The sequence below is a fragment of the Pseudomonas sp. GW821-FHT09C08 genome (assembly GCF_059418125.1).
In genome coordinates, this window is the sequence record NZ_JBWKPG010000003.1 from 366,222 (window position 1) to 381,880 (window position 15,659).

Here is a 15,659-nt window from a genome sequence, read left to right on the forward strand (position 1 = left end):
CATGCGCGTCTGGATCGATGCAGATGCCTGCCCGCGGGCGGCCAAGGACCAGGTGGTGAAGTTCGCTTTAAAGCGTCAGTTCGAGGTGGTGCTGGTGGCCGGGCAGAGCCAGATCAAGCCAAGCTTTGCTTGCGTGAAATTGATCGTGGTGCCCAGCGGCCCGGACGCGGCCGATGACTACCTGGTGGAGCACGCGGTGCCCGGTGAACTGGTGATCTGCAGCGACGTGCCCCTGGCCGACCGGTTGGTGAAAAAGGGCGTCACGGCTCTGGACCCGCGCGGCAAGGAGTTCAGCCCGGCAAACATGAGTGAACGCTTGGCGGTGCGGAACCTGTTCACTGATCTGCGCGAGCAAGGCCAGATGGGCGGCGGTCCACCGCCCCACGGGGAGAAGGACAAGCAGGCGTTTGCCAATGCGCTGGATCGCCTCCTGACGCGGCTGATGCGCCAGGCCTGACCTCCCTTGTGGGGAGCGGGCTTGTTTTCTGTGGCGAGCGGGCTTGCCCCGCGTTGGGTGGCGAAGCCGCCCTGAAACCAGTCACCCCGTTGTGTCTGAATGACCGCGGTGCCCCACTGGGGCCGCTGCGCGCCCCAACGCGGGGCAAGCCCGCTCGCCACGGACAACGAGCTGCTTGCCACAATCAACGGTCAGTCGTTCTCGTGCGTCAGCTCCAGCACGCGATCCACCAGTTTGTTGATGCCTGACGCCACTTCGCTGATGTTTTTGCCCAGCATGTACGCCGGTGTGCTCACCAGCTTGCGCGCCTTGTCCTCGACGATGTCTTCCACCGTGCATTCGTGATGGGTGGCGCCCATCTTGTCGAGGGCGGCGGCGGTGTCGGCGTCGTTACCGATGGTGCAGGTCACGCCAGGGCCGTAGATCTTCGCGGCCAGGGCAGGCGAGATGCAGATCAGCCCCACCGGCTTGCCCGCTTCGGCAAAGGCTTCGGCCAGCTCCAGCACCTGTGGGTTGACGCTGCAACCGGCGCCTTCGACGGCAAAGTTCGACAGGTTTTTCGCCGCGCCAAATCCGCCGGGCACGATCAACGCGTCGAACTCGTCGGCGTTGGCGTCGCGAATGTCCTTCACCTGGCCCCGGGCTATTCGGGCAGATTCCACCAGTACATTGCGTGATTCGGGCATCTCTTCACCGGTGAGGTGGTTGATCACATGCAGTTGCGCAATATCCGGGGCAAAACATTGGACCTGAGCGCCGCGCTGGTCCAGGCGCAGCAGGGTGATCACGCTTTCGTGGATCTCTGCGCCGTCATACACGCCGCAGCCGGAAAGGATCACTGCAATCTTTTTGCTCATGGGCATTTCTCCTGGGGTCTTGGCGTTAAATGTCTACTAATTTGTCATCTGTTGCCAATGGGATCTCGCGCCGCTGCACCTAATCTTGATGTAACAAAAATAGACCGGACCAGACCATGGACTTCGTGCCTTACGCGGTACCGTTTTTCATTGCCTTGATCGTGGTGGAGCTGCTCGCCGATCGTTGGCGCGGGCAGCGCAACTACCGTGTGGCAGATGCCATCAACAGCCTCAGCACCGGCGTGCTGTCCACCACCACGGGCCTGCTCACCAAGGGCGTAGGGCTGTTGACCTACGCGTTTGCACTCAAGCACCTGGCCGTGATCGAGCTGTCGGCCCACAGCGTCTGGACCTGGGTATTCGCCTTCGTCTTCTACGACTTCTGCTACTACTGGCTGCACCGCTGCGGCCATGAGCGCAACATCCTCTGGGCCGCGCATTCGGTGCATCACCAGAGCGAGGACTACAACCTCACCACGGCCTTGCGCCAGACCAGCACCGGCTTTCTGCTGAGCTGGATCTTCTATCTCCCCCTGGCCGTGCTCGGCGTGCCGCTGGTGGTGTTTATCAGCGTGGCGTCGCTCAACCTGCTGTACCAATTCTGGGTGCACACCCGCCATGTGCCCAAGCTTGGCTGGTTCGAATGGTTCTTCGTCACGCCGTCCAATCATCGGGCCCACCATGCACAGAACGCTCTCTACATGGATCGCAACTACGGCGGGGTGTTCATTATTTGGGACCGGCTGTTCGGCAGCTTTCAGGAAGAGGACGACAACGAGCCGGTGATCTTTGGCGTCACCACACCCCTGGCCAGCTGGAATCCGCTGTGGGCCAACCTGCAGTTTTATGCACAGTTGTGGAGTGATGCGCGGCGCACCGAGAGCGTGTGGGACAAGCTGCGTATCTGGTTCATGCGCACCGGCTGGCGGCCGGCGGATGTGAAAGCGAAATATCCGTTGGCCAAGCCGGACCTCGCCCAGTTCCGCAAATTCGAGGTGCCGCTGGACGCGCGCCAACAGGTGTACGTCGCCCTGCAGTTTGCGGCGTATGTGGGCTTTGGCAGCTATCTGATGAATTTCGGCGAAGGGCTGCCCACGCAGGCGCTGGTGCTGGGCTGGGGCGCGATGGCGTTGGGACTCTTTACCCTGGGCGTTGCCTTGGAGAATCGCCCGTGGGCGCTGAAGGCTGAGCTGGTGCGCCTGGCGCTGAATGTGCCACTGGTGTGGCTGGCGCCGCTGGTCGGGCTATGGCCGGCCAGCAGCTTGGGCTGGCTGGGGCTGGCGAGTTACAGCCTGCTCAGCGTGATCGGCCTCTACTGCTGCAGAAGCCGGCTTACTCGACTGGTGTCTTAGGCGTCTCGACGGGGGCCGGCTCGGCGGCGAGCCGGGCCTTGGCATCCTCACACGCCTGGCGCGCAATCCGCGCGTTCTTGAAGCGGCGGCGTAGCCACAGGCCGAAGCCCAGCAGCAGCAAGGCGCCCAGCACCCACAACTCGTACTTCTTGACGCTGCCGAGCATGCCTTCCAGCACTGCGCCGAAGTGGTAGGCCGCAGCCCCCAGGGCGGCAGCCCAGATCGCGGCGCCGATGCCGTTGAGGATCAAGTAGCGCGCCGGCGGATAGCCCGACAGGCCGATCGCCACCGGCATCACCGTGCGCAACCCGTAGACAAAACGGAAGCTCAGCACCCAGATATCCGGATGCTTGCGGATATGCTCCAGGGCCTTGTCGCCCATCAATTGCCAGCGCGGCTTGCGCGCCAACAGTTTGCGGCCGTGCTTGCGTCCAAGGAAATACCACAACTGGTCGCCGGCGTAGCTGCCGCAGAAGGCAACCACGACCACCAGGTTGATATCCATGTATCCACGGAACGCCAGGAAGCCTGCGAGAACCAGGATGGTCTCGCCTTCGAAGAACGTGCCTAGGAAGAGGGCAAAGTAGCCGAAGTCATGCAGAAATTGTTGAAGCATGGTCTGGGTGCTGGCGAAATGAACGCGCAGCCTACGCCTTCGCGAACATTCATGAAAGTATCGAGATGTGTCACGAAGTGAACAATTCCTACATAAACGACGAATGCGACTACAGGTCGCATCGATAAGCACAACTGTCATTCCTTCGTCATAATGGCCGCTTATAACTGCAACGCTCGCCCGTAAACACGGGCTCAGGAGTCTGTCGTGAGCTTTACCCCTGCCAATCGCCTGTTCCCTGCCACCCGCCTGCGCCGCAATCGCCGTGATGATTTTTCTCGTCGTCTGGTTCGTGAAAACGTACTGACCACGAACGATCTGATCCTGCCGGTGTTTGTGCTGGACGGTGACAATCGTCGGGAAGCGGTGGCGTCGATGCCGGGTGTAGAGCGCTTGACCATTGATCAGTTGCTGATCGAGGCGCAGAACTGGGTTGAGCTGGGGATTCCGGCGCTGGCGCTGTTTCCGGTCACGCCGCCTGGGCTCAAGTCGCTGGATGCTGCCGAAGCCTGGAACCCGCAAGGCATCGCCCAGCGTGCCACCCGCGCCCTGCGCGAGCGTTTCCCGGAGTTGGGGGTGATCACCGACGTGGCGTTGGACCCGTTCACCACCCACGGCCAGGATGGCATTCTGGACGAAGACGGCTATGTTCAAAACGACATTACCGTCGACGCGCTGGTCAAGCAGGCCTTGTCCCACGCCGCAGCGGGCGCCCAGGTGGTGGCGCCGTCAGACATGATGGACGGTCGCATCCAGGCGATTCGCGAAGCCCTGGAACTGGCGGGCCACGTCAATGTGCGGATCATGGCCTACTCGGCCAAGTACGCCAGTGCCTATTACGGCCCGTTCCGCGATGCGGTGGGCTCGGCGCTGAACCTGGGCAAGGCCGACAAGGCCTCGTACCAGATGGACCCGGCCAATAGCCACGAAGCCCTGCATGAGGTGGCCGCTGACCTGGCCGAAGGTGCCGACATGGTGATGGTCAAGCCCGGGATGCCTTACCTGGACATCCTTTACCGGGTCAAAGAGGAATTCAAAGTGCCGACCTTTGTCTATCAGGTCAGCGGTGAATACGCCATGCACATGGCCGCGATCCAGAATGGCTGGTTGAGTGAAGGGGTGATCCTTGAATCCCTGACTGCCTTTAAACGTGCTGGCGCCGATGGCATCCTGACCTACTTCGCCGCCCGCGCTGCCCAATTGCTTAGAGAGCAACAATAGCCCTCACAGGAACACTCGATGAATACCGAAGGACTCTCCGAAGTTGCCGTAAAAGACGCTCACCCGGTGGTGGAACAAGTCACCGAGACCCCGCCGGAGCTGGAGCCGGCCGCGCCTGCCGTGGTGGCCGAGCCGCCTGTGCCGGCGCCGGTGGTCGCGGTGACCAACCTGGATGACAGCAGCCTGTACATCCACCGCGAGCTGTCACAACTGCAATTCAATATCCGCGTGCTGGAGCAGGCGCTGGATGAGTCCTACCCGTTGCTGGAACGGCTGAAATTCCTGCTGATCTTCTCCAGCAACCTGGACGAGTTCTTCGAAATTCGCGTCGCCGGCCTCAAGAAGCAGATCACCTTCGCCCGTGAACAAGCCGGCGCCGACGGCCTGCAGCCGCACCAGGCGCTGGCGCGCATCAGCGAGCTGGTGCACGGCCATGTGGACCGCCAGTACGCGATCCTCAACGACATCCTGCTGCCGGAACTGGAAAAACATCAGGTCCGCTTCATTCGTCGTCGTCACTGGACCACCAAGATCAAGACCTGGGTGCGCCGTTACTTCCGCGACGAAATCGCGCCGATCATCACCCCGATCGGCCTCGACCCGACGCACCCGTTCCCGTTGCTGGTGAACAAGAGCCTGAACTTCATCGTCGAGCTCGAAGGTATCGACGCCTTCGGTCGCGATTCGGGCCTGGCGATTATCCCGGCGCCGCGCTTGCTGCCACGGATCATCAAGGTACCGGAAGAGGTGGGTGGGCCTGGCGATAACTATGTATTCCTTTCGTCGATGATCCACGCTCACGCCGATGACCTGTTCCAGGGCATGAAGGTCAAGGGCTGCTACCAGTTCCGCCTGACCCGTAACGCCGACCTGGCGCTGGACTCCGAAGACGTCGAAGACTTGGCGCGTGCCCTGCGTGGCGAGCTGTTCTCGCGGCGCTACGGCGACGCGGTGCGCCTGGAAGTGGCCGATACTTGCCCCAAGCACCTGTCGGACTATCTGCTCAAGCAGTTCAACCTGGGCGAGACCGAGCTGTATCAAGTCAACGGTCCGGTAAACCTGACGCGCCTGTTCAGCATCACCGGCCTGGACAGCCATCCGGAGCTGCAATACACGCCGTTCACCCCGCAGATCCCGAAACTGCTGCAAAACAGCGAAAACATTTTCAGCGTGATCAGCAAGCAGGACATCCTGCTGCTGCACCCCTTCGAGTCCTTCACCCCGGTGGTCGACCTGCTGCGCCAGGCCGCCAAGGACCCGCATGTCTTGGCCGTACGCCAGACCCTGTACCGCTCCGGCGCCAACTCGGAGATTGTCGATGCGTTGGTCGACGCGGCGCGTAACGGCAAGGAAGTCACCGCGGTGATCGAGCTGCGTGCGCGGTTCGACGAAGAATCCAACCTGCAACTGGCCAGCCGCCTGCAGGCCGCCGGCGCGGTGGTGATCTACGGCGTGGTGGGCTTCAAGACCCACGCCAAGATGATGCTGATCCTGCGCCGTGAAGCCGGTGAGATCGTGCGCTACGCCCACTTGGGTACCGGCAACTATCACGCCGGCAACGCCAAGCTCTACACCGACTACAGCCTGCTGACCTCCGACGACGCCTTGTGCGAAGACGTCGGCAAGTTGTTCAGCCAGTTGATCGGCATGGGCAAGACGTTGCGCATGAAGAAGCTGCTGCACGCGCCGTTCACCCTCAAGAAGGGCATGCTCGACATGATTGCCCGCGAGACCCAGTTCGCCCTCGACGGCAAGCCGGCGCACATCATTGCCAAGTTCAACTCGCTGACCGATCCGAAGATCATCCGCGCGCTGTACAAGGCCAGCCAGTCCGGCGTGCGCATTGACCTGGTGGTGCGTGGCATGTGCTGCCTGCGCCCGGGCATCGCCGGCGTCTCGCACAACATCCATGTGCGCTCGATCATCGGCCGCTTCCTGGAGCACACCCGCGTGTTCTACTTCCTCAACGGCGGCGAGGAGCAGATGTTCCTCTCCAGCGCCGACTGGATGGAGCGCAACCTCGACAAGCGTGTGGAGACGTGTTTCCCGGTAGAAGGCAAGAAGCTGATCATGCGGGTCAAGAAGGAGCTGGAAAGCTACCTCACCGACAACACCCACAGCTGGAGCCTGCAATCGGATGGCCGCTACGTGCGCAACACGCCAACCGGCAACCAGAACCCGCGCAGCGCGCAGGCGACGTTGCTGGAGAAGTTGGGCAGCCCGATCCTCTCGGTGAATTGAGGCTTTACCTGGCAGCATGAAAAACGGCCCTTTAAGGGCCGTTTTTTTGTGCTGGGTGTAGCCCAATTATTGTGGCGAGCGGGCTTTTTTGTGGTGACCGGGCCTTTTGTGGGGAGTGGGCTCTTTGTGGGGAGTGGGCTGTTTGTGGTGAGTGGGCTGTTTGTGGGGAGTGGGCTGTTTGTGGTGAGCGGGCTTGCCCCGCGTTGGGTGGCGCAGCCGCCCCAAAACCTGCCAATGCGCTCTGACTGACGCTCCTCGGTGGCTTGATGGGTCGGGGCCGCTTCGCGCCCCAACGCGGGGCAAGCCCGCTCGCCACAAGAAGTTCGCTTGCCACCCACATAAGGCCTACTTGCCAAGACAACACGCCTGCCTACTCCAACAAGGCCCGCTCGGCACAGACAACAAGCCCTCATGCCACGCTAGCTGCCTGCTTCGAGGTCAGCGCAGGTTCAGGCTGAACCCCACCCGCGTCAGCCACTCCGCTTCCTGGGCGAAGTCCGCCTGGGTCAGTTGATTCTCGTCCAGCCAGCCTTTCGGGAACACCACGTCGAGGCTTTCGCCGTTGGCGCGCAGGGTCACCTGGGGCATTTCCTGGGTGCCGCGGATGTGGTGGAACAGGATCGCAAAGCGCAGCAGCACGCACAGGCGGATCAGCTTGATGCCTTCGTCGCCGAATTCGGCGAACTTGTCCTTGGGGATGTTGCGGCGATGGCCACGTACCAGCAGCGCGAGCATTTGCTGGTCCTCGCGGGAGAACCCGGCGAGGTCCGAGTGCTCGATGAGGTAGGCGCCATGTTTATGGTAATGGTAGTGGGCGATATCCAGGCCCACTTCATGCACCTTGGCCGCCCAACCCAGCAGCTCACGCCATACGCCCTCTTCGAGGTCCCAGTCTTCGGCCACCTGGTCGAATGCGTGCAAGGCTTTGCGCTCGACACGGGCGGCCTGCTCCAGGTCGACGTGATAACGCTCCATCAGCGAGCTGAGGGTACGCTCACGCACGTCCTCATGGTGGTGACGGCCCAGCAGGTCGTAGAGCACGCCTTCGCGCAAGGCGCCGTCGCAGTGGTCCATGCGTTGCAGCTCGAGGGCGTCGAAGATCGCTTCGAGAATCGCCAGGCCGGCCGGGAAAATGGCGCGACGGTCGGGCTTGATGCCGTCAAAGTCGATTTTCTCGGCATCGCCCAGTTTGAACAGCTTGCGCTTGAGCCACGCCAGGCCTTCGGCGTTGACTTCGCCGGTGCCATGGCCGCCGGCTTTCAAGGCCAGGCCGATGGCACGGATGGTGCCGGACGAACCGATGGCTTCATCCCAGGTCAGGCGATGCAGGGCGTGTTCGATGCTCATGATCTCCAGGCGCGCCGCCGTGTAGGCCTGGGCGTAGCGCGCCGGGGTGATCTTGCCGTCCTTGAAATAGCGTTGGGTAAAGCTGACGCAGCCCATCTGCAGGCTTTCGCGCAGCAGTGGTTCGAAGCGTTGGCCGATGATGAACTCGGTACTGCCGCCGCCGATGTCCGCGACCAGGCGCTTGCCCGGTGTGTCGGCCAGCGTGTGCGAGACACCCAGGTAGATCAGGCGCGCCTCTTCACGGCCGGAGATGACCTCCACCGGATGCCCGAGGATTTCCTCGGCGCGGCGGATGAATTCGCCGCGGTTGCGTGCTTCGCGCAGGGCGTTGGTGCCGACGATTCGTACGGCGCCCAGGGGCATGCCGTTGATCAGTTGGGCAAAACGCTTGAGGCAATCGAGCCCGCGCTGCATGGATTCTTCATTGAGCTGGCGCTCGTCGTCGATCCCGGCGGCCAGTTGCACTTTCTCGCCGAGCCGCTCAAGGATGCGGATTTCGCCGTTCTGGGCCTTGGCCACGACCATGTGAAAGCTGTTGGAGCCCAGGTCGATGGCGGCGATCAGGGACAGATTCTTGGCTTGGGATTGCGGCATGGTTTGGGGGTCTCGGTCGATAACCTTGCCATCGTGCCACGATCGACCGCCAACGCCAACGCGTAGTGCTGCGGGAATTTCTCTCAGGTCGTCTGTAGGCGATTACTGTAGGAAATGTAGTCAAACTTTCCGCACCACTGTTAGCACAGTCGTTGGAAGCTGTAGGAATATATAACTTCGTGCTTCTGGACGGCTGATCATGATTTCGCCTACAAATTAAACGTCAGGGTTCTATTCGTTAAGTGGTTCGGGACTACTGTTGCGGCGCGCTCAGACGACAGTTTGTTTATATCACTCCCACAGTAATCACGGTGTCGTCTTATTCTTTGTTCGGGCATCAAAGCGACAGACTGTCACTCGGCAATCTTGCCGTGGTGTTATTTATTTATGGCTTGTTTATTCAAGCGCAAATAAAGGCGCCTCCTAACTTTAGATGACAGGTCGATTATGAAAAAAATTGTTGGATTGACTCTTGGTATCGCGTGCCTGGCTGGCGCCCTCAATGTTCATGCGTCCACCAGTGCCGAGCTGATTGTCAGGGGCACTATCAAGCCCACCGCCTGCAACCTCAGCATGACCGGTGGCGGGATTATCAACTACGGCGATATTCCCTCGGGCACGTTGCAGCAGACCGCCTTCAACCCCCTGGCCGAACGAACCACGCCCCTGAGCGTCAGTTGTGGCAGCACACCCATGACGTTCGGACTGAGATTTGTCGACCTGCAGTCCGCCAGCAAGGTCTCGGGGATCCTCAATGCATTGGGTTCGGGTTATACCGAAACGCATAACTATGGCTTGGGCATGGTGTCTGGTCGCCGCACCGGCGGCTTTGCGGTCACCCTCAGGGACCTGAGGACAAGCACTGCGACGCTGTTTCCGATCATGCGTGTCGGTTCCGGTGGCTGGCAGAGCAGCGACGGTAAGGTCGCCCAATCGCCCTCTCAATACTCGTGGCGCAGCGGCACTGCGATTTCCCCGGCCTCGATTCCTCAACTGACCGGGACCATTGCGGTGCGCGCAGTGATCAACAGGGCGCAAGACCTGGACCTGAGTCGTGACATTACCCTTGATGGGCGCGCAACACTTGAGTTGAGTTACATCTAAGCGACTGAATGATAGCCGATCAGAAATGTGTGTATTTCTTGTCGGCTGTTTTATCCGGGCCTGATTATCAATCGCCAACTTATGTCGTGGGGAATACTGGGTGCTTAGTCTTTCAGTCATCAATAATACGCGGTTGTTTTGTGCAGGTTTGTTGTTGTGTTTTAACAGTGTTGCCCTCGCGGATGGCATGTTGCCGGAAACCACCGTCGTTGTGCTTTATGAAGCACAGGGCGAAGCAACGATAAATATCAAGAATACCGACCCTGGACCGGCGCTACTTCACTCGGTCGTGGAAAATGTGCCCGAAGACGTCGAGCCTCTGTTGATCGTGACGCCGCCCATCACACGCGTGGAGGCGGGTGAAACCCAGTTGGTACGTTTTATCGCCACATTGAAGGAACCCCTGAAGACCCAGCGATTGAAGCGGGTGTCTTTCGAGGGCATCCCCCAGGCACGCGGCCCAGGCGGTGCGACGATTGGTATCACCTTGCGGCAGAATTTACCGCTGATCCTGCACCCAAAGGATCTGCCTGTGCACGACACGCCCTGGGAACTGCTGAAGTGGAAACGTGCGGGCAAAAGTCTCACGGTCCACAACGACAGCGCCTACGTGGTACGCCTGGAGCCACAGGTGCAGTTGCTGCCCCAAGGGGGGCTCGCCACCTTGCCGCGCACCTATGTGTTGCCGGGGGAAGCGCTTGCGGTGCAGGTCGACGGCGCGCTGGAGGGCGTGACGGGCGTCGAGATCAGGCCGGCCACGCTCTACGGGTTTTCGGCGGATAGCTATCGGGCCCTGATCAATGCCGACGAGGGTTGATCGACCGATGAACAACCAGTCGAATAACAGGCGTGTGGCTTTTGTGTGGCCGCGCCGACCCACGCTATTGATGGGGATGGCGACGCTATGGGGGCTGCCCGGCTTCGCCCCGGCGCTGGAGTTGGGGGAGGGGTTCGACCTCGCGGCACTCACCACCCACGGTATCGACCCGAAGGTCTCCGACTACTTTCGCAGTGCCGCGCGCTTTCGCGAGGGCGTGCAGGTGGTGGGGCTGCAGGTCAATGGCAATCCGCTGGGGTTGGTGGATGCTCGGTTCGACGCCCAGGGGCAATTGTGTTTTACCAAGGGGCTGCTGGAAAAAGCCGGGTTGATCGAGCCTGGCCGCGTGCTTCACAAAGGCGCGACCGCGGACCGGTCTTGCCATGACTTCCTTGGCGCGTTCCCGACGACGATGGTGCGCCTGCGCCCCGGCAACGAGGAGATCGCGTTGGTGGTGCCCACCGGATCACTGCGTGAGCCGCAATGGGAGGCGGGGCAATTTGCCCGGGGTGGTGCGGCGGCGTTATTCAACTATGACGTACAGGGGTTCAACAGCTATTCGGACAGTGGACCCAATCGCTTCGTTTCGGCCTATACCGAGGCCGGCTTCAACCTCGGCGACTGGATTGTTCGCAGCCGCCAATTCTATGTATCCGACAACGGTGTGGCCCGCAACGAGCACCTGTACGCCTACGCCCAGCGGGACCTGAGTGCGTTGCAATCGACCTTCCAGGTGGGGCAACTCTCCAGCAACAACCCGCTGTTTGGTGGCCTGCAGTTATCCGGCGTGCAGTTTTCTCCCGATGGGCAATCGCGAGCGCCGGCCGGCAGTAACAATGCCGTGGTCGAGGGCTTGGCCCAAAGCCAGTCGCGTATTGAGGTGCGCCAGTCCGGCGTGTTGATTCACAGCACGCTGGTGCCCGAAGGCCCCTTTCGGCTTACCGGTTTGCCGTTGCTCAACAGCACCAGCGACCTGGAGGTCAGTGTCATCGATGTGCGGGGCGCCAAGCGCAGTTTCGTGGTGCCGGCGGCGTCGTTCGCAGGGAGTACGCCGGCGGCACCTGGGTATTATTTCTCGTTGGGCAAGGTGCGCAAGAATGCACATGAACAAGGCCCCACGCCGGTGGTCGCCATGGGCAGCGGCACGTGGGGCCTGGGACGCGATTCGTCCGCCGGCCTTGGCCTGTTGAGCACCGATGAATATTGGTCGGCAGGTGGCACCCTGGGCAGTGTGCTGTTCCAGCGGGTTTCCGTGGGGGCTCGCCATAACGTGTCTCGTGATAGCCGTGACGCGGTATCCGGGGCTCGCAGCAGCGTATCGGTGAGCAGCCCGGTCTACGCCAATGTGGACGTCAACCTCAGCGCGACCACGCAGACCCGTGGCTATCGCGAAGTCCATGAAGCGGGCCGCTCAGCCAGGGCCGATGACCTGGATGCGCGCTTCAAAAATCAGTACACGGCAGGTGTGAGCTGGGTCGACACCACCCTGGGAGCATTTTCCCTGGGCTATACCCGCAGTGCCCAGTTTGATGGGCAATCGGCCGACCATGTGTTTGCGTCGTGGAACAAATCGTTCCGGCACGCCGATGTCGCGTTGGTGGCCGACTCACAGGTGGGCGGCCGTCAGTCACGCCGTGACGGCACACGCGATGACAATCGTCGCGATGCGGCCCTGGACAATGACCTGTCCGTGCGGCTGCAGGTCAGCGTGCCGCTGGGCAGTGACCGTCGCGTGAACAGCTATATCAGTCGGCGTGGTGATCAATCCCGTGCCGGCACTGCGCTCAGTGAGCGGGTCAATGATTACGTCAATTACGAGGTGGGCGTCGAGCGTGACCTCAGTGCCCGCGAGCAGTCGATGCGCGGCCATGTGGAGTTGATGCCACGTTACACGCGGGTCGGCCTGGGCGTCAGCCAGGACCCGCTGGGCACTCTTTACAACGGGCAGTTACAGGGTGGCGTGGTGGCTCACGCCGGCGGGGTGACCTTCTCGCCGTATGCGGTGCAGGACACATTTGGCATTGCATCGGTGGGCAACATCGGCGCTGCGAAACTCGACACCCCGTACGGCCCGGTATGGACGGACTTCAGCGGACAGGCCGTGATCCCGGGCTTGCCCGCCTATACCGACAGCCGTATTGAAGTGCAGACCCAGTCCCTGCCAAAACGCGTTGATCTGAAAAACGGCACCCAAGTGCTGGCCGCCGGGCGAGGGTCGGTCAATACCGTGGCATTCGATGTGGTGAGCGTGCGCCGTGTACTGCTCACCGCCACTGATGAGCAAGGCCAAGCGCTGCCACAGGGCGCTGCGGTGTTCGACAAAAACAAGCGCTTCCTGACCAGTGTGGTGGGTGACGGCATGATCTTCCTGAATGACGTCAATGACTCGCTAGACCTCAGGGTTGCACTGCCGGACTCATCCTCTTGCCGGCTCAACGTTGTTCCCGAGGCCGAGGCCGACAATGACAAATTCTATGAGACAACCTCGGCGGTGTGCCATGTCCTTTAAATTCAACACCAAGTGTCTTGCCCTGTTCTGTACGGTGTTGATCGCTGAGGGTGTACAGGCTGAAAACTGCCGGCTGTCCGTCAGCCAGCCGCGTATCGACTATGGCGTCATCCGCAACGAGGCGCGTGCCGAAAGCCCCTCGCTCGCCCTCGGTAAGCGCAGGGTGCAGCTCAATGTGCTGTGTGTGGAGCCCTCGGCTATCGGCTTGAGATTTATCGGCGCAGCAGACGGGCAAGGGTATCTGTTTGGCCGGCAGGGGCGCTTTCGCCTGGCTCTCATGCAGGCCCAGGTGGATGGGCGCGTCGTCGAGTGGACGCTGGCACATCGGCCTGGTGAGACCGCCGACGGGCAGTTGTTGCCAGGCCAGGTCCTGGTGGCTCAGGCGGCCGGCAAGCGACTGACGGCTCAGGTCGAAATCGATACCGACCTGCCCACCAGCGCCCTGCAGGTACGCAGCCAGACAGTGCTGGAGGGGCAGGGCCGTTTCGAACTGGTCAGTCCGGCTGCTCCACTGAGCCGATGAAGTTGGCGAACTCAGGGGTTTGCGGGTTGGCGAACAGCACTTTGGGGTCGCCCACTTCATGCACCTTGCCCTGGTGCATGAACACCAGTTTGTCGCCCACTTCCCGGGCGAAGCGCATCTCGTGGGTCACCATGATCAGGGTCATGCCGTCCTTGGCCAGTTGGCGTACCACGCTGAGCACTTCATTGACCAACTCCGGATCGAGGGCCGAGGTGATTTCATCGCACAGCAGTACCTTGGGTGACATGGCCAGGGCGCGGGCGATGGCCACTCGCTGTTGCTGGCCGCCGGACAGGCGATCGGGGAAGGCATCGAATTTCTCGCCCAGCCCGACGCGCTCCAGCATCTGCCGGGCCAGTTGGGCCGCCTTGGCTTTCGGCACTTTCTGCACCACCTGCGGCGCGAGCATTACGTTTTCGCCAACCGTCAGGTGCGGAAACAGGTTGAACTGCTGGAACACCATCCCGACTTTCTGTCGCAGGCTGCGCAGATCGGCACGGGCGGCATCGAGGTACTCGCCATCGACTTCGATCACGCCGTCGTTGATGGATTCCAGGCCATTGAGTGTGCGCAGCAAGGTGGACTTGCCGGAGCCGCTGCGGCCGATGATCGCCACCACCTGGCCTTCTTCGACGGTCAGGTCGATGCCCTTGAGTACATGGTGATCGCCGTAATACTTATGCAGGGCGGAAATTCTAAGCAGAGGCATGCAGTCTCCTTTCCAGGTAGCGGGCACTGAGGGACAAGGGGTAGCAGAGCAGGAAGTAACCGAGCGCGACCAGGCCGTAGACCATGAATGGTTCGAAGGTGGCGTTGGCGAGCATGCCGCCGGTCTTGGTCAGCTCGGTGAAGCCAATGATCGAGGTCACCGCGGTGCCCTTGATGACTTGCACCGAGAAACCCACGGTCGGCGCCACGGCAATCCGCAGGGCTTGGGGCAGGATCACGTAGCGCAGTTGCTCCAGCGGGTTCAACGCCAGGCTGGCCGAGGCTTCCCATTGCCCGTGGGCGATGGAGTCGACGCAGCCGCGCCAGATTTCGGCGAGGTAGGCGCTGGTAAACAGCGTCAGGGCAATCGCGGCTGCCAGCCACGGCGAAATATCTACCCCGAGCAGGGCAATGCCAAAAAACACCAGGAACAGCTGCATCAACAGCGGCGTGCCCTGGAACAGTTCAATGTAGGTGCGGGCGACATTGCGCGGGAAGGCTTTGCGGCTGATGCGCATCGTCATCACCAACAAACCGATCACGCCGCCGCCGATAAACGCCACCAGCGATAGCAGCAACGTCCATTGCAAGCCGATGGCCAGGTTGCGCACGATGTCCCAGAAGGAGAAATCACTCATCGGCTGTTCCTCATCACAAACCGGCGGCCGATCCAGTTCAGCAACTGGCGAATCATCAGCGCCATGCACAGGTACACCAGGGTGGTCAGGGCATAGGTTTCGAACGCACGGAAATTGCGCGACTGGATAAAGTTGGCGGCAAAGCTCAACTCCTCGGTGGCGATCTGCGAACACACCGCCGAACCGAGCATCACGATGATGATCTGGCTGCTCAGGGCCGGCCACACCTTGCCCAGCGCCGGCAGCAGCACCACATGGCGGAACGCCTCGAAGCGCGTCATTGCCAGCGCCGCGGCGGCTTCCAGTTGCCCACGCGGGATGGCCTGGATGCCGGCGCGGATGATCTCGGTGAAGTAGGCCCCCAGGTTGATCACCATCGCCAGCACGGCGGCTTGCCATTCGGTGATCTTCAGCCCCAGGGACGGCAGGCCGAAGAAGATGAAAAACAACTGCACCAGGAACGGCGTGTTGCGGATCAACTCGACGTACACCCCGAAGAACCACGCAAACGGCTGGATCTTCCACGCCCGCACCACCGCGCCGACGGTGCCCAGGGCTACCCCCAGGATGGCGCCGATGGCGGTCAGCTCAAGGGTGAACAGCGCGCCGCGCAACAGCAGGTCGGTATTGGCCAGCACCGGCACAAAGTCGAATTGATAGGCCATCAATCAGCTC

General features: G+C 61.5%; 14 protein-coding genes. 8 read left to right on the forward strand and 6 right to left on the reverse strand.

Translation table 11 applies throughout. The annotated features are described in order from the left end of the window. The first annotated feature begins 1 nt into the window (after position 1). Complete coding sequence (locus tag AC07OJ_RS12705; RefSeq protein WP_065902390.1) at positions 2 to 457, forward strand: YaiI/YqxD family protein; 456 nt, start codon at positions 2 to 4, stop codon at positions 455 to 457. A gap of 191 nt (positions 458 to 648) precedes the next feature. On the opposite strand, the gene elbB is transcribed toward AC07OJ_RS12705, so the two are convergent. Further along, positions 649 to 1,314, reverse strand: coding sequence for an isoprenoid biosynthesis glyoxalase ElbB (elbB, locus tag AC07OJ_RS12710; protein ID WP_495094608.1), 666 nt, complete (start codon positions 1,312 to 1,314; stop codon positions 649 to 651). A gap of 116 nt (positions 1,315 to 1,430) precedes the next feature. Here elbB and AC07OJ_RS12715 point away from each other — a divergent pair, with 116 nt between their 5' ends. After that, complete coding sequence (locus AC07OJ_RS12715; RefSeq protein ID WP_106802323.1) at positions 1,431 to 2,666, forward strand: sterol desaturase family protein; 1,236 nt, start codon at positions 1,431 to 1,433, stop codon at positions 2,664 to 2,666. On the opposite strand, the gene AC07OJ_RS12720 is transcribed toward AC07OJ_RS12715, so the two are convergent. Beyond that, positions 2,647 to 3,282, reverse strand: a complete 636-nt coding sequence (locus AC07OJ_RS12720; RefSeq protein ID WP_106802324.1) for a DedA family protein — start codon at positions 3,280 to 3,282, stop codon at positions 2,647 to 2,649. The genes AC07OJ_RS12715 and AC07OJ_RS12720 overlap by 20 nt on opposite strands. A 207-nt stretch (positions 3,283 to 3,489) precedes the next feature. On the opposite strand from AC07OJ_RS12720, the gene hemB reads away from it, so the two are divergent. Further along, positions 3,490 to 4,503 carry a porphobilinogen synthase gene (gene hemB, locus AC07OJ_RS12725; protein ID WP_065902384.1) on the forward strand — a complete coding sequence of 338 codons (1,014 nt, stop codon included), beginning with the start codon at positions 3,490 to 3,492 and terminating at the stop codon, positions 4,501 to 4,503. 18 nt (positions 4,504 to 4,521) lie between these two features. Continuing rightward, positions 4,522 to 6,744 (forward strand): polyphosphate kinase 1, encoded by a 2,223-nt coding sequence (gene ppk1 / locus AC07OJ_RS12730; protein ID WP_065902381.1) that lies wholly within the window; start codon positions 4,522 to 4,524, stop codon positions 6,742 to 6,744. Between the two features lie 438 nt (positions 6,745 to 7,182). Here the strand turns inward: ppk1 and ppx are convergent, their stop codons facing one another. Beyond that, on the reverse strand, positions 7,183 to 8,685 hold the full coding sequence (gene ppx / locus AC07OJ_RS12735) for an exopolyphosphatase (protein ID WP_213551290.1): 1,503 nt from the start codon (positions 8,683 to 8,685) through the stop codon (positions 7,183 to 7,185). A gap of 447 nt (positions 8,686 to 9,132) precedes the next feature. On the opposite strand from ppx, the gene AC07OJ_RS12740 reads away from it, so the two are divergent. The 4 genes from AC07OJ_RS12740 (at position 9,133) to AC07OJ_RS12755 (ending at position 13,638) form a co-directional block, all read left to right on the forward strand. Next, positions 9,133 to 9,789, forward strand: a complete 657-nt coding sequence (locus AC07OJ_RS12740) for a DUF1120 domain-containing protein (protein WP_065902377.1) — start codon at positions 9,133 to 9,135, stop codon at positions 9,787 to 9,789. Positions 9,790 to 9,889: 100 nt separating this feature from the next. After that, positions 9,890 to 10,606, forward strand: coding sequence for a fimbria/pilus chaperone family protein (locus tag AC07OJ_RS12745; protein ID WP_495094609.1), 717 nt, complete (start codon positions 9,890 to 9,892; stop codon positions 10,604 to 10,606). 70 nt (positions 10,607 to 10,676) lie between these two features. Beyond that, entirely contained in the window at positions 10,677 to 13,115 is a 2,439-nt protein-coding gene (locus AC07OJ_RS12750) for a fimbria/pilus outer membrane usher protein (RefSeq protein ID WP_495094713.1), read from the forward strand. Continuing rightward, complete coding sequence (locus AC07OJ_RS12755; RefSeq protein WP_495094610.1) at positions 13,105 to 13,638, forward strand: DUF1120 domain-containing protein; 534 nt, start codon at positions 13,105 to 13,107, stop codon at positions 13,636 to 13,638. The genes AC07OJ_RS12750 and AC07OJ_RS12755 overlap by 11 nt, the downstream gene beginning before the upstream one ends. Here AC07OJ_RS12755 and AC07OJ_RS12760 read toward each other — a convergent pair. The 3 genes from AC07OJ_RS12760 to AC07OJ_RS12770 are packed head-to-tail and all read right to left on the reverse strand — an operon-like array spanning position 13,610 to position 15,649. Then, positions 13,610 to 14,347, reverse strand: a complete 738-nt coding sequence (locus tag AC07OJ_RS12760) for an amino acid ABC transporter ATP-binding protein (RefSeq protein ID WP_065938032.1) — start codon at positions 14,345 to 14,347, stop codon at positions 13,610 to 13,612. The two genes, AC07OJ_RS12755 and AC07OJ_RS12760, sit on opposite strands and share 29 nt — an antisense overlap. Further along, positions 14,334 to 14,984 (reverse strand): amino acid ABC transporter permease, encoded by a 651-nt coding sequence (locus AC07OJ_RS12765; RefSeq protein WP_065902373.1) that lies wholly within the window; start codon positions 14,982 to 14,984, stop codon positions 14,334 to 14,336. The genes AC07OJ_RS12760 and AC07OJ_RS12765 overlap by 14 nt, the downstream gene beginning before the upstream one ends. Beyond that, entirely contained in the window at positions 14,981 to 15,649 is a 669-nt protein-coding gene (locus tag AC07OJ_RS12770) for an amino acid ABC transporter permease (RefSeq protein WP_495094611.1), read from the reverse strand. Before AC07OJ_RS12770 ends, AC07OJ_RS12765 begins: the two co-directional genes overlap by 4 nt. Positions 15,650 to 15,659: the final 10 nt, after the last annotated feature.

Coding starts and splice junctions, on each gene's coding strand:
- AC07OJ_RS12705 (WP_065902390.1), top strand. CDS start 2: ATGCGCGTCTGGATCGATGCAGATGCCTGCCCGCGGGCGGCCAAGGAC.
- elbB (WP_495094608.1), bottom strand. CDS start 1,314: ATGAGCAAAAAGATTGCAGTGATCCTTTCCGGCTGCGGCGTGTATGAC.
- AC07OJ_RS12715 (WP_106802323.1), top strand. CDS start 1,431: ATGGACTTCGTGCCTTACGCGGTACCGTTTTTCATTGCCTTGATCGTG.
- AC07OJ_RS12720 (WP_106802324.1), bottom strand. CDS start 3,282: ATGCTTCAACAATTTCTGCATGACTTCGGCTACTTTGCCCTCTTCCTA.
- ppk1 (WP_065902381.1), top strand. CDS start 4,522: ATGAATACCGAAGGACTCTCCGAAGTTGCCGTAAAAGACGCTCACCCG.
- ppx (WP_213551290.1), bottom strand. CDS start 8,685: ATGCCGCAATCCCAAGCCAAGAATCTGTCCCTGATCGCCGCCATCGAC.
- AC07OJ_RS12740 (WP_065902377.1), top strand. CDS start 9,133: ATGAAAAAAATTGTTGGATTGACTCTTGGTATCGCGTGCCTGGCTGGC.
- AC07OJ_RS12750 (WP_495094713.1), top strand. CDS start 10,677: ATGGGGATGGCGACGCTATGGGGGCTGCCCGGCTTCGCCCCGGCGCTG.
- AC07OJ_RS12755 (WP_495094610.1), top strand. CDS start 13,105: ATGTCCTTTAAATTCAACACCAAGTGTCTTGCCCTGTTCTGTACGGTG.
- AC07OJ_RS12760 (WP_065938032.1), bottom strand. CDS start 14,347: ATGCCTCTGCTTAGAATTTCCGCCCTGCATAAGTATTACGGCGATCAC.
- AC07OJ_RS12765 (WP_065902373.1), bottom strand. CDS start 14,984: ATGAGTGATTTCTCCTTCTGGGACATCGTGCGCAACCTGGCCATCGGC.
- AC07OJ_RS12770 (WP_495094611.1), bottom strand. CDS start 15,649: ATGGCCTATCAATTCGACTTTGTGCCGGTGCTGGCCAATACCGACCTG.